Annotated in this window: 14 protein-coding genes; 10 read left to right on the plus strand and 4 right to left on the minus strand. The window is 73.7% G+C overall.

The window, feature by feature from the left end:
• From ACOV8S_RS05325 to ACOV8S_RS05340, 4 genes are all read right to left on the minus strand, one after another.
• The coding region (locus tag ACOV8S_RS05325) for an ABC transporter permease (RefSeq protein ID WP_448316361.1) at positions 1-830 on the minus strand (830 nt) is incomplete at its 3' end.
• Positions 827-2,185 (minus strand): ABC transporter substrate-binding protein, encoded by a 1,359-nt coding sequence (locus ACOV8S_RS05330; protein ID WP_448316363.1) that lies wholly within the window; start codon positions 2,183-2,185, stop codon positions 827-829. The genes ACOV8S_RS05325 and ACOV8S_RS05330, both read right to left, overlap by 4 nt.
• Before the next feature lie 14 nt (positions 2,186-2,199).
• Positions 2,200-2,427, minus strand: a complete 228-nt coding sequence (locus ACOV8S_RS05335; protein ID WP_351111456.1) for a 4Fe-4S dicluster domain-containing protein — start codon at positions 2,425-2,427, stop codon at positions 2,200-2,202.
• Positions 2,428-2,469: 42 nt separating this feature from the next.
• Entirely contained in the window at positions 2,470-3,258 is a 789-nt protein-coding gene (locus tag ACOV8S_RS05340) for a GntR family transcriptional regulator (protein ID WP_448316365.1), read from the minus strand.
• Between the two features lie 230 nt (positions 3,259-3,488).
• On the opposite strand from ACOV8S_RS05340, the gene ACOV8S_RS05345 reads away from it, so the two are divergent.
• The 10 genes from ACOV8S_RS05345 (at position 3,489) to ACOV8S_RS05390 (ending at position 12,091) form a co-directional block, all read left to right on the plus strand.
• On the plus strand, positions 3,489-3,908 hold the full coding sequence (locus tag ACOV8S_RS05345; RefSeq protein WP_448316366.1) for a DUF6281 family protein: 420 nt from the start codon (positions 3,489-3,491) through the stop codon (positions 3,906-3,908).
• A 174-nt stretch (positions 3,909-4,082) separates the two neighbouring features.
• Positions 4,083-5,474 (plus strand): ATP-binding protein, encoded by a 1,392-nt coding sequence (locus ACOV8S_RS05350; protein ID WP_448316367.1) that lies wholly within the window; start codon positions 4,083-4,085, stop codon positions 5,472-5,474.
• Complete coding sequence (locus ACOV8S_RS05355) at positions 5,471-5,893, plus strand: roadblock/LC7 domain-containing protein (protein WP_448316368.1); 423 nt, start codon at positions 5,471-5,473, stop codon at positions 5,891-5,893. The genes ACOV8S_RS05350 and ACOV8S_RS05355 overlap by 4 nt, the downstream gene beginning before the upstream one ends.
• Positions 5,890-6,249: a DUF742 domain-containing protein gene (locus ACOV8S_RS05360; protein ID WP_448316369.1), complete on the plus strand. Its 360-nt coding sequence runs from the start codon at positions 5,890-5,892 to the stop codon at positions 6,247-6,249. Before ACOV8S_RS05355 ends, ACOV8S_RS05360 begins: the two co-directional genes overlap by 4 nt.
• Positions 6,224-6,889: a GTP-binding protein gene (locus ACOV8S_RS05365; protein ID WP_448316370.1), complete on the plus strand. Its 666-nt coding sequence runs from the start codon at positions 6,224-6,226 to the stop codon at positions 6,887-6,889. Before ACOV8S_RS05360 ends, ACOV8S_RS05365 begins: the two co-directional genes overlap by 26 nt.
• Complete coding sequence (locus ACOV8S_RS05370) at positions 6,886-8,160, plus strand: cytochrome P450 (protein WP_448316371.1); 1,275 nt, start codon at positions 6,886-6,888, stop codon at positions 8,158-8,160. Before ACOV8S_RS05365 ends, ACOV8S_RS05370 begins: the two co-directional genes overlap by 4 nt.
• Positions 8,157-9,392, plus strand: a complete 1,236-nt coding sequence (locus tag ACOV8S_RS05375) for a cytochrome P450 family protein (RefSeq protein ID WP_448316372.1) — start codon at positions 8,157-8,159, stop codon at positions 9,390-9,392. The genes ACOV8S_RS05370 and ACOV8S_RS05375 overlap by 4 nt, the downstream gene beginning before the upstream one ends.
• Positions 9,393-9,568: 176 nt before the next feature.
• Complete coding sequence (locus tag ACOV8S_RS05380) at positions 9,569-10,927, plus strand: MBL fold metallo-hydrolase (RefSeq protein WP_448316373.1); 1,359 nt, start codon at positions 9,569-9,571, stop codon at positions 10,925-10,927.
• 58 nt (positions 10,928-10,985) lie between these two features.
• Positions 10,986-11,351 carry a rhodanese-like domain-containing protein gene (locus ACOV8S_RS05385; protein WP_448316374.1) on the plus strand — a complete coding sequence of 122 codons (366 nt, stop codon included), beginning with the start codon at positions 10,986-10,988 and terminating at the stop codon, positions 11,349-11,351.
• Complete coding sequence (locus tag ACOV8S_RS05390; RefSeq protein ID WP_448316375.1) at positions 11,348-12,091, plus strand: sulfite exporter TauE/SafE family protein; 744 nt, start codon at positions 11,348-11,350, stop codon at positions 12,089-12,091. The genes ACOV8S_RS05385 and ACOV8S_RS05390 overlap by 4 nt, the downstream gene beginning before the upstream one ends.
• Positions 12,092-12,133: the final 42 nt, after the last annotated feature.

Below are 12,133 nucleotides of genomic sequence, written 5' to 3' on the forward strand. Positions count from 1 at the left end.
GCGGACGACGGGGCGGCGGGTCCGGGCGCGGACCCGGCGCCCGGAACGTACGAGGTGCGCGGCAGCCAGCGCGTCAGGCGTCGGCCGGCCAGCTCGACCGCGGTGGAGGTCAGCCAGCCCAGCAGGCCGATGGTGACCATGCCGACGAAGACGCCCGGGTAGTCGACGATCGTGTAGTCCTGCCAGGTGCGGTAACCGACCCCGTACTGGCCGGAGATCATCTCGGCGGAGATCACACAGATCCAGGACACGCCGATGCCCACCGACAGGCCGCCGAAGATGCCGGGCAGGGCGCCCGGCAGGATCACCGAGCCGAAAATCCACCGGCGGCCGCCGCCCATGGTGCGCGTCGCCTCCTCCCACACGGGGCTCAGTGCCCGTACCGCGTGCCGGGTGGAGACGAGGACCGGGAAGAAGGCGGCGGTGCAGGTGATGAAGACGATCCCCTGCTCGTTGGAGGGGAACAGCAGGATCGCGACGGGCACCAGGGCGATGGCGGGGACGGGCCGCACGACCTCCAGGACCGGGCCGAGCACGTCCTCGGCGAGCCGGGAGCGCGCCACGAGCACGCCGGTGGCCACGCCCAGGACGGCGGCGAGCAGGAAACCGGCCACGATGCGGGTGAGGCTGTCGGTGAGATCGGTCCAGTAGTCGGGGCCGGAGAGCCGGCCGGCGAAGGTCCGGGCCACGTCCGTCACCGTCGGGAACTGCGAGAAGCGCATCCACAGGTCCACGTCGAGGGCGGTCAGCAGCTGCCACAGGCCCAGTGCGGCGGCCAGTGACCCGGCCCGCAGCGCGAGCCGGCCCGGCCGGCCGGGGTACCGGCTCATGAGGCGCGTCCCAGGGCGTCCGCGTAGCTGATCACCCGGGCGCCCTCGTGACCGGCGACGTAGGCCCGTGCCGTCTCCGGCGCGACGAAGGGCAGCGACCGCTCGCCGTCCGCCACCCAGACGGCCTTGTCGGCGAACCAGAGGGTGCCGGTGGTGGCGTCGGGGACGTAGGCCGCACGGATCCCGTCCCGGTGTCGCGCGAGGTGCGCGAGGAGTTCGTCGGGGGAGGCGAACTCCAGTGTCCTGGACGCCCCTTCGGGCCACACCTCGCTCGCGGCGGCGGGCGGGGCGGCCCGCAGCCGCTCGGCGTACCCGGCGCCGAGGGCCTTCCTGACGTACCGGTCGTCGACGAACGCGTCCACGTCGATGTCGCCGGTCAGCTTCGCCGCCTTCAGGATCGCCACGTCCTCTTCGAGCGCCGAGACCAGTCGCGGCTTGACGGACGGGTCGAAGGTCGCGATGCCGTGGGCTCCGTTGTAGAGGTAGACGACCTCGGCCGGCAGCCCTGTCGCCTCGGCGACCCTCTCCGCGGCGTCCACCGGATGGGCGTCGAGATGGTCGGTCGCCTCCGCCTGTGCCTTGAGGAACGCCTCCAGTACGGCCGGACGCCGCTCGGCGAAGTCCTCGCGGACGGTGACGCCGTGGAAGGTGGGCAGGTCGAGCTGCGCGCCGTCGTACAGCGCCTTCGCCTTGCCCTGGTAAGCGAGCAATCCGGGCCAGGCCACGAACTGCGACAGCGCGTCCGCGCTGCCCGCCGCGAGGGCCGAGGCGCCCACCGCGGGCTGCTGGTTGAGCTTCTCGATGTCCCGTGCGGGGTCGAGGCCCGCCTGCCGCAGGGCCCGCACCAGGGTGCCGTCGGCGGCCGAGCCGACGCTGGTGGAGACCTTCGCACCCTTCAGGTCCTTCAGCGAGGCGAGCTTCGAACCCGGGGCCACGACGACCGTGTTGAGGCCGCCCTTCAGGTTGTAGCCGGTGACGGAGACCAGGTGGGTGGGCCGGTTCAGCTGCTTGCCCCGGGCCGCGTTGATGAGGAGGGGGAAGTCGCCCATCGAGCCGATGTCGATCTTCCCGGCGGTCATCTGCGCGGTGATGGGGGCGCCGGTGGCGAAGTCCTGCCACTCCACCTTGTACGTGACGCCGTCGTCGAGGGCCTTCAACTGCTCCTCGAAGTGGCCGAGGGAACGCAGGAGGGTGCCGGCGGTGACCGTGTTGATGGTCTTCGACTGGTATCCGACGGTGACGGTGACCGTGGAGGAGCCGTTCGCCTCGGCGCTGCCGCCGCAGGCGGACAGGGGGAACAGGAGGACGCCCGCGGCGAGCGCGACCGCCGGACGTCTCAGGGGAGTCGTGGTCATGGGGTTCGGGCCTCTCAGCGCAGCAGGTAGGGCATGTCGACCGTGACGGCGCCGGTGGGACACCGGGCCGCGCACGGGCCGCAGTACCAGCACTCGTCGACGTGCATGTAGGCCTTGCCGCTGGTCTCGTCGATGGCGAGGGAGTCCAGCGGACACATGTCCACGCAGAGCGTGCAGCCGGCGATGCACTTCGTGGCGTCGATGGTCACGGGCACGTCGGCCCGTTGGGGCACCAAGGGCATGGATGTCTCCGGGAAGGTCGGGCTGTACAGGGAGGGGGAGGGCTACAGGGAGCGGTGGAGCCGGCCGCTCATCGAGATGCGGTCACCACGGAAGCGGATGAACTCCAGGTCGACGGGGCGCCCGTCGCAGAGATGCGTGAGGCGCTCCAGCATCAGGACGGCGGCGCCACGCGGAGCCTGCAGCACGGCTGCGGAGTGCGCGTCGGCGCTGACCGCCTCCAGGGTGATCTCGGCATGGCCGAGCGCCCTGCCGGTGACGGTCTCCAGCAGACGGAAGACGTCGGTGTTCTCCAGGTCGGCGCCGAGCAGTTCGGTGCCGATGTCGAGGGGGATGTACGTGAGGTCGAGGGAGAGAGGGAGGCCGTTCAGGCGCCGCAGACGTTCGATGTAGACGACATCGGCGCCGGGCGCCACGCGGAGGCGTTCGGCGACCAGGGCGGGCGCGGGGAGGAGGCCCACGGTGCGCACCTCGTTGGTGACGTTCCCGTGCTCGTGGAGGGTCTCGGCGAGACCCATCAGACGGTCGAGGCCGTGCGGGTACTTCTGGGCGACGACGACGGTGCCGACCCCGGGAAGGCGTTCCACCAGCCCTTCCGCGCGCAGAAGGTCCAGTGCGAGGCGGACGGTGTTGCGTGAGACCCGGAACTCCTGGGCCAGGTCCGACTCGTGCGGGAGGGTCCCGTCCGGACAGCCACCCGTGAGGAGCTGACGGCGCAGCAGGTCGGCGAGCTGGCGTGCACGGTCCGCGCGCAGCCGACGCCGTGTGCGCTGGGCCGCGACGGTGGGCGCGCCCTGGCCGGCGTGGTCCCGGATGCGGTCGGTGGGTGGCATGGCCCGAACCATAACGATCCGGCGCGGACCGTAGGTTGCCGCAACATTGCGCCACTTCCCGGCGCGACGGTCACCGGGATGACCTGGGCCTTCAGGGCGCGGACGCGAAGATCTGCCTGTTTCGGCGGGTGAGCCGTCCCGTCGCGCGCCGAACGAACAGGGCGTCCGCTCCGTCGTCGTACGCGGGAGACCGACGGGCCCCCGGTGGCCGGGGAGAGGGAGGACGGGCGATGGGAACGGGAGCAGCGGCGCGGAAGCGGGGCCAGGCGGTGGTGGCGGTCCTGCTGGCAGCGGCGGTGGCCGGCTGCACCGGCGGGGGACGGAGCGAGCGGACGCGGACGGAGGGCGGACTCCGGGCGGGCGGTGAGGCCGGGGCGAAGTGCGTCCACGTCGTCGAGTTCGAGGGCCGTTCCTATCACGAGGCCACGGACCTGGAGTTCACGCCCGGCGAGGCCATCGGCACCGGGCTGGTGCCGGTGTGCGAGGACACGGGCAGTGCGGGCACGGGGGAGAAGCCCGAGGAGGTGACCGTCCGGACGGTCGAGGGCATGGCCCCGGAGACCGCCCTGGCGGTGACCCGCACCCCGGGCGACGTCGTGCTGGTGGCGGTCCCCGGGGCGGACCTCCCCCGGCCGGAGGCCACTCCCTGAACCACGGCGCTCCGAAAATTTCGGACTCGTCTTGCGTTCAAATGGCCAAATCTGCAAGCAAGTTGGACGCGGACGAGGTGCAACCGGCCGGTGATGGTGTGTAGTTTGCCATCTGCTCGACAGACACCTGTGCACCGCCGCCCAGTCGTATCCGAGACCCCGAGGTCCTCATACATGATCGAGATACCGGAGCTGGCCTTCGGCTGCCTGGCCGCCGGGACGGCGGGCGCGTTCGCGCTGGGAGGGGGTCTGTGGCGCTCCCGGCGCGAACGGGACCGGCTCCGGCGGGAGACGGCCGGACTGCGCCACCAGGCCGAGCAGTCCCTCCGGGCCGGGCTCGAGGAGGCCGAGCGCGTCCGTCAGGCGTTCACGGCCGAGCTGGAGCACCTGGTCACCCGGCGCATGCCGGCCGAGGCGACCCGCGCCACGCACCCGCACGTCCCGGTGCCCGGACCGGCCGGCACGGTGGGAGCGGCGACCGAACCGGTGCTGGAGGCCCTGCGCGCCGCGATCCTGCGGGAGCGCAAGCGGGTCGACGCCGCCGCCCGCGCCGGGATGCGCGGCGCCACCCGGGAGATCCAGGCGAGCCTCTACCGCCTGCAGGACCTCCTGCACGGCCTCCAGGAACGCTACGACGACCCCGAACTGGCGCAGGTCCTCTACACCCTCGACCACGAGAACGAGCAGTCGCTGCGCCGGGCCCAGGTCACCGCCGTGGTCTGCGGGGCGTGGGTGGGACTGGCCCGCGAGGAGTCCCACCTCGTCGACGCCGTCACCGGCGGGCAGGCCCGGCTGGCCGGCTACCGCCGGGTCAGGCTCCACAACCACCTCCTGCCCGGCACCGCGCTGGTCTCCCACGCCGTGGAGCCCGTCGCGATCATCGCCGCCGAGCTCATCGACAACGCGCTGCGGCACTCCTCGCCGGAGACCTCGGTGGTCGTCAACCTCGAACACGTCGACAACGGCGTCGCCGTGACCGTCGACGACGCGGGCGTCGGCATGTCGCCCGACGAGAGGGCCGCGGCGCAGCGCATGGTCGCCGGCACTGACCCGATCCTCTTCTCCGACCTGGGCGACCCGCCCCGGATGGGCCTCGCCGCGGTCGGGCAGCTCACCCGCCAGTTCGACCTCACGGTGGACCTCTCCTCGCGGTCCCCGTACGGGGGAGTGCGGGCCGTCCTGCTGGTCCACGGCCACCTGCTGAGCCACATCGACCCGGAGCTGCGCCCCGCCGCGGCGAGCGCGTCCCCCTCCACCCGCACCGGGGAGGTGCCCAGACCGCGCCTGCCCGAGGACGACGGGGAGCCCGCCCACGACCGGCCCGCGTCCGGGCCGGACGCCCCGGCCGCCGACCCCGCCCGCCCGGAGACCGGCGCCGAGGACCTCCCGCGCCGCCGTCGCCGTCAGGTGTCGCCGGACCAGGCGGCGCTGATCCGGCCGAGCGCGGCCGAGGCCGCCGCCCCCGCCCGTTCGCCCGAGGAGTGCGCCGCAGCCCTTGGCGCCCTCCAGTCGGCGACCGCCGCCGCCCGTGAAGCGGCCCGAACCGAAGGGACCGATCCCCGATGACGAACCGCGAGACCGGTGACAGCGCGTGGGTCCTCGACCCGATCCTCGAGGTCCCGCACGTGAAGGCCGCCGTGCTGCTCACCCGGGACGGCCTGGTGTCCGGCTTCTCCGAGGCGCTCACCCAGGACTCGGCCGACCGCGTCGCCGCCATCACCTCCACCGTGCAGGGCGCCTGCCGCACCGCGGCCGCCGCGTTCGCCGACATGCCGGCCGCCCAGTTGCGGCAGGTGGTGATCGAGTCCGACCACGGCTACATCCTGGTCGCGCCCACCGACCACGGCACCTGCGTCGCCGCGTTCGGCGACCCGGAGGTCCGGCTCGACCTGCTCGGGCACCGCGTGCACTCGCAGGTCGCCCGGCTCGGCGAGAAGGTGATGGCCGCCGCGCCCCGCGCGGCCGAGGGCGGCGCCTCCCAATGAGGGGCCACAGAGCCGGCCGGCCGCTGGTGCCCGCCTACCTCTCCACCGAGGGGGTGGCGCGGCCCAGCCGCAACAGCCTGGAGCGCCTGTCGGTGCTCACCTCCACCGCCGGCCCGGACCCCGGCGAGCTGCCCCCCGCCCAGCACGCGCTGCTGGGCGAGCTGGAGGGCGGCTCGCTGACCGTGGTGGAGGCCGCGGCGCTGCTGCGCCTGCCGGTCTCCGCCGTCCGGGTCCTGTCCGCCGCCCTGATCGACCAGGGGCTGATGACGGCGCGCCCGCCCGTCCCGTCCGCCGGCCAGCCCGACCACGACCTGCTGAAGAGAGTCGCCGATGGCCTCCGCGCCCTCAAGCTCTGACGTATCGCCCGCCGGGAGCCGGGTCCTCGACGACGCCGTCCGGGCCGGGGACCTCCATCTCCCCGCCGCCGCCAAGGAGCTGGTGAAGATCGTCGTCGTCGGCCCGTTCGGCGTCGGCAAGACCACCCTGATCGACTCGGTCTCCGAGATCCGCCCCCTGCACACCGAGGAACACCTCACCGAGGCGTCCGTCGCCGTCGACGACCTCGACGGCGTCCGGGACAAGCGGACCACCACCGTGGCCATCGACTTCGGCCGGATCACCCTGGGCGAGGAGACCGTCCTCTACCTGTTCGGCACCCCGGGACAGGAACGCTTCCGTGCACTGTGGGCCGACATCGCCTACGGGGCGCTCGGCGCCCTCGTGCTCGTCGACAGCCGCCGCCTCGACGCCTCCTTCGACGTCCTCGGCCTGGTCGAGGAGTCGGGGCTGACGTACGCGGTCGCGGTCAACACCTTCCCCGACTCCCGTCGTTACCCCGAGGAGCAGCTGCGGGAGTCCCTCGACCTGCCGCCCGACACCCCCCTGGTGGAGTGCGACGCCCGGGACACCCATTCCTCCGTCGACGCGCTGCTCGCCCTGGTGGAGCACCTGATCGACCTCGACGCCCGCGCGACGGCAGGACAGGTGCGCCGATGACCACGTATCCCGCTCCCTCGGAGTCCTTCGAGCGCTCCGCCCCCGTGCGGCTGTGGGAGGACGGCTTCGCCGCCGACCCGCGCCGCTACTACGAGGCGTTGCGCGCCCAGGGCTCGGTCGGCCGGGCCGAACTGGCCCCCGGCGTGCCGGCGTACGTGGTCACCGACCGCAAGGCCGCGCTCGACATGCTGCACGACGAGAAGACCTGGACCCGCGACCCGCGCGCCTGGCAGGAGACGGTCCCCGAGGACCTGCCGGTCCTCGGCATGATGCGCTGGCGTCCCAACACCCTCTTCGCCGACGGTGAGCAGCACGTCCGCTACCGCACCGCCCTGCTCGACGCCTTCGCCCTGGTCGAGCCGCACGACCTGCGCGAGCGGGTGATCCGGGCGGTGCACATCCTGGTCTCCCGGTTCGGGCCGAGCGGCGAGGCGGACCTGGTGCGCGACTTCGCCCGCCCGCTGATGACGCTGGTCTTCAACAGCCTCTTCGGCTTCCCCGAGGGCGAGGCCGACCGGCTCAACGACGCCATCGGCGCGCTGATGGAGGGCGGCGAGGCAGCCGCCGTCGCCGAGGCCGAGTACGGCAGGTACGTGCTGGACCTGATCGCGGCCAAGAAGGCCCGGCGCGGCGACGACCTCACCAGCCGGCTGCTGGACCACCCGCTGGAGCTCACCGTGGAGGAGGTGACCTGGCAGGTCTTCCTCACCCTGGGCGCCGGCCACGAGCCCTCCACCAACCTGGTCACCAACGCGCTCTCGCGCATCCTCGGCAACCCGGCGTACTACTCCACCCTCACCAGCGGCTCCCGCCCCGTGCGCGACGCCGTCCTCGAGGTGCTCCGCTACGAGACCCCGCTCACCAACTACGGCGTGCTGTACGCCCGCGAGCCGGTCAGCTTCCACGGCGTGTGGGTGCAGTCCGCGGTACCGGTCGTCGTCTCCTACGGGGCACTCGCGATGTTCGCGGAGGAGCAGCACGGCGGCGCCCACCACCCGCGCGACGCCTCCCACCTGTCGTTCGGCGCCGGCCCGCACACCTGCCCGGTCAAGCAGGAGGGCCTGCTGATCGCCACGGAGGCCATCGAGCGGCTCACCCAGTGGCTCCCCGACATGGAGCCCACCGTGCCCCGCGACCGGCTGACCTGGCGGCCCGGCCCCTTCCACCGCTCCCTGGTCGCCCTGCCGGTCCGCTTCACCCCCCGCACGCCCGACCGTCCCGCCGGGCCGCCCGGCGACCGTCCGACCACCCAGACTGGAGCCCGAGCATGACCACCACTCCCACGCGCGTGCCCATCGACCCCTTCGGTTCGGACATCGTCGCGGAGAGCGCGCGGCTGCGGGCGCTGGGACCGGTCGTCCCCGTGGAGCTGCCCGGCGGCATCCCGGCCTGGGCGCCCACCGGGTACGACGCGCTGCGGACGCTGATCCTGGACCCCCGGGTCAGCAAGGACCCGCGCAGGCACTGGCGGCTGTGGCCGGAGGTCGGCGAGCACCCGGAGTGGGCGTGGGTGCTGGGCTGGATCGGCGTGGTCAACATGCTCTCCACCTACGGCGGCGACCACACCCGGCTGCGCCGCCTGGTCGCGCCCAGCTTCACCGCCCGCCGCACCGAGGCGCTGCGCGGCCGGGTCGAGGCCGTCGCCGCGGAGCTCCTGGACGCGATGGAGAAGGCGGGCCAGGGCGGAGCCGTCGTCGATCTCAAGGAAGCGTTCGCCCACCCGCTGCCGATGCAGATCATCTGCGAGTTGTTCGGCGTGCCCGACCACCTGCGGCAGGACCTGGTCGAGCTGGTCGCGGCGATCATGGACACCACCGACCAGAGCGCCGAGCACGCCGCCTTCGTGCAGCAGCGGATCGGCACGGTCATCCCCGCCCTGATCACCCACCGGGCGCAGCACCCCGGCGACGACCTCACCACCGAGCTGATCCGGGTCCGCGACGAGGAGGGCGACCGGCTCAGCGACGAGGAACTGCTCTTCACCCTGCTGCTGGTCATCGGCGCCGGCTTCGAGACGACGGTGAACCTGATCGCCAACGCGGTGGTGGAACTGCTGACCCATCCCGAGCAGCTCGCCGCCGTCCGCGCGGGGCGGCTGGACTGGGACCAGGTCATCGACGAGGTGCTGCGCGCCCGCCCGTCCATCGCCTCCCTCCCGCTCCGGTTCGCCGTCTCCGACGTCACCGTGGGCGGCGTCACGATCCCCGCGGGGGACGCGATCCTCACCACCTTCGGCGCGGCCGGCTCGGACCCGGAGCACTACGGGGAGACGGCCGCCGCCTTCGACGCGGCCCGCTGTGCCGACGACCACCTGTCCTTCGGCATCGGCGTCCACCGCTGCATCGGGGCCCCGCTGGCCCGCATGGAGGCCCGCACCGCGCTCTCCGCCCTCTTCGACCGCTTCCCCGGCCTGACCCCCGCCTTCGGCGACGGCGACCTGACGCAGGTTGCGTCCTTCATCGCCTACGGCTGGCAGACGGTCCCGGTCCGGCTCACGGACTGACGCCTGCCGTCGTTCCCTCACCCCCGGGGTACCCGCCCCGGGGGTTCTTCGTGTCCGGGTACTCCCGAACCCGGGACGGATTGCCGCTCGGATACCCCCGGGGGTACCCGTGTTACAGTCGAACACATACCCAGGGGGGTAATTCTCCAGGTAACTTTCGAGAAGGGAGCGACCGCGTGTTCTTCGTCGACACCATCGAGCTCGAGGGCCTCGGCAACCGGCACTACCTCGCCGGCGGCAGGCGGGCCGCCGTGGCGGTGGACCCGCCGCGTGACATCGACCAGGTGCTGGCGGCGGCCGCGCGGCGCGGGGTGCGCATCACCCACGTGGTCGAGACCCACCTGCACAACGACTACGTCACCGGCGGCCTGGAGCTCGCCCGGATCACCGGCGCCGTCTACCTGGTGCCCGCCGGGGCGAACGTGTCGTTCACCCGGACCCCCGTGGCCGACGGCGACACGGTGACGGTCGAGGACGGACTGGAGCTGCGGGCGGTGGCCACCCCCGGACACACCCCGCACCACACCGCGTACGTGCTCGCCGAGCAGGGCACGCCGGTGGCCGCGTTCACCGGCGGTTCGCTGCTCATCGGCACGGTGGGCCGCCCCGACCTGGTCGAGCCGCGCCTGACCGAGCAGCTGGCACGCGCCCAGCACGCCTCCGCGCACCGGCTGGCGGCCGAGCTCCCCGACGAGACGGCCGTCCTGCCCACCCACGGCTTCGGCAGCTTCTGCTCCTCCGCCCGGTCGGAGGGGGAGAAGACCACCATCGGCCGGGAGAAGAACGCCAACACGGCGCTCACCACCGACGTGGACACCTTCGTCGCCGAACTCCTCGCCGGGCTCGAGGACGTCCCCGCCTACTACGCGCACATGGGCCCGGCCAACGCCGAGGGCCCCGCCCCCGTGGACCTGACGCCCCCGGCCGTCGCGGACGCCGCCGAGATCGCGGCCCGGCTCGCGGCCGGCGAGTGGGTCGTCGACCTGCGCAACCGGGTCGCCTTCGCCGAGGGGCACGTCGCCGGGTCGTTCAACTTCGACGCGGACGGCAAGATCGCCACCTACCTGGCCTGGATGATCCCCTGGGGCAAGCCGGTGACCCTGCTCGCCGAGTCCCCGGAGCAGCTGGCCGCCGCCCAGCGCGAGCTGGTGCGGGTCGGCATCGACCGGCCCGCCGCAGCGGCGACCGGCAGCCCGCGGGAATGGGTGCCCGAGGGCGCCGAGCTCGCGTCCTTCCCGCGCTCCACCTTCGCCGCTCTCGCCGCCCAGGACACCGACGGTATCGTCGTCCTCGACGTGCGCCGCGACTCCGAGCGGGCCGCCGGGCACGTCGAGGGATCGATCCACATCCCGATCCACGAGCTGCACAAGCGGCTCGACGAGGTGCCCGCGGGCACCGTGTGGGTGCACTGCGCCGGCGGCCTGCGCGCCGGGATCGCCGCGTCCCTGCTGAACGCCGCCGGACGTGACGTGGTGGCGGTCGACGACGGCTTCGACTCCGCCGCCGAGGCGGGCCTGACCGTCGTCACCGGCTGAGCCCGTCCCCGTCGGCCGGCTCCCCGAGCACCCCCTCCCTGATCTGCAGAGGTTCGTGATGTCCCTTTTCCCTGACGGCGCGCACCGCGTCGCCGTCGACGAGGCCGAGCGATGTACGCGGGGCGCCGACGCCCCGGCCGTGCTGCTCGACGTGCGTGAGCAGACCGAGTGGGACGCCGGTCACGCGCCCGGCGCGCTGTGCGCACCGCTGTCCGCCCTGGCCGACGGGGCGCCCCTGCCCGCCGCGGCCCAGGGCCGGCCCTTGGTCGCGATCTGCCGCGGCGGCAACCGATCGCAGACGGCCGCACGGCTGCTGACCGCTCGCGGCGAGCGGGCGGTGGACGTCGTGGGCGGCATGCGCGACTGGGCGGCCGCCGGCCACGCGGTCGTCGACGGACGAGGAAGCGACGGCTCCGTGGCATGACCGTTCTGCTCCTCGCACTCCTCGCCGGGGCGGTCGTCGGCCTGGCCCTGGGCGGGCTGGGCGGCGGCGGCAGCGTCCTGGCGGTGCCCGCCCTGATCTACCTGGCCGGCTTCGGCCCGGCCGAGGCGACCACCGCCAGCCTGATCATCGTCACGCTGACCTCGCTCACGGCACTCGCCGGACACGCACGCGACGGCAACGTGGCCTGGCGGACCGGGCTGCTGTTCGCCGGCGCGGGCATCGTGCCCGCGGTCCTCGCGGGCGTCGCGGCGGGCCGCCTTCCGCAGGCCGTGCTCACTCTCGCCTTCGCCCTCGTCGCGGCCGGCGCGGCCCTGCGCATGCTGCGGCCCGCCCGCGCCGCCACGACCGGCGAGGTGCGCCCCGGCAAGGCCGGCGCCGCGGGCGCCGGACTCGGCGCGGTCACCGGTTTCCTCGGCGTGGGCGGCGGCTTCCTGGCCGTGCCCGCCCTGGTCGGCGTGGTGCGCCTGCCGATGCGCCGGGCGGTCGGCACCAGCCTGCTGGTCATCGTGATCAACTCGCTGGCCGCGCTCGCGGCCCGGGCCGGCAGCGGGCTGCAGCTCGACTGGGCGGTCGTCGCCCCCTTCACCGCCGCGGCGATCCTCGGCGCGTGGGACGGCAAGCGCCAGGCCAAGAAGCTCGCCGGCCCGACCCTGCAGCGCGTCTTCGCCCACCTGCTGCTGGCCGTCGCCCTCCTCATGCTCGTCGACACCTTCCTCTGAGCGGCCGCCCGGCCCCACACACCCCTCCGCACCACGCTCCCT

The organism is Streptomyces sp. CO7 (assembly GCF_053474865.1).

Bases quoted from the DNA above. Each gene is read 5' to 3' on its own strand.
- ACOV8S_RS05365 (WP_448316370.1), top strand. From the start codon at position 6,224: ATGGCCTCCGCGCCCTCAAGCTCTGACGTATCGCCCGCCGGGAGCCGG.
- ACOV8S_RS05370 (WP_448316371.1), top strand. From the start codon at position 6,886: ATGACCACGTATCCCGCTCCCTCGGAGTCCTTCGAGCGCTCCGCCCCC.
- ACOV8S_RS05355 (WP_448316368.1), top strand. From the start codon at position 5,471: ATGACGAACCGCGAGACCGGTGACAGCGCGTGGGTCCTCGACCCGATC.
- ACOV8S_RS05375 (WP_448316372.1), top strand. From the start codon at position 8,157: ATGACCACCACTCCCACGCGCGTGCCCATCGACCCCTTCGGTTCGGAC.
- ACOV8S_RS05350 (WP_448316367.1), top strand. From the start codon at position 4,083: ATGATCGAGATACCGGAGCTGGCCTTCGGCTGCCTGGCCGCCGGGACG.
- ACOV8S_RS05345 (WP_448316366.1), top strand. From the start codon at position 3,489: ATGGGAACGGGAGCAGCGGCGCGGAAGCGGGGCCAGGCGGTGGTGGCG.
- ACOV8S_RS05340 (WP_448316365.1), bottom strand. From the start codon at position 3,258: ATGCCACCCACCGACCGCATCCGGGACCACGCCGGCCAGGGCGCGCCC.
- ACOV8S_RS05385 (WP_448316374.1), top strand. From the start codon at position 10,986: ATGTCCCTTTTCCCTGACGGCGCGCACCGCGTCGCCGTCGACGAGGCC.
- ACOV8S_RS05360 (WP_448316369.1), top strand. From the start codon at position 5,890: ATGAGGGGCCACAGAGCCGGCCGGCCGCTGGTGCCCGCCTACCTCTCC.
- ACOV8S_RS05330 (WP_448316363.1), bottom strand. From the start codon at position 2,185: ATGACCACGACTCCCCTGAGACGTCCGGCGGTCGCGCTCGCCGCGGGC.
- ACOV8S_RS05390 (WP_448316375.1), top strand. From the start codon at position 11,348: ATGACCGTTCTGCTCCTCGCACTCCTCGCCGGGGCGGTCGTCGGCCTG.
- ACOV8S_RS05335 (WP_351111456.1), bottom strand. From the start codon at position 2,427: ATGCCCTTGGTGCCCCAACGGGCCGACGTGCCCGTGACCATCGACGCC.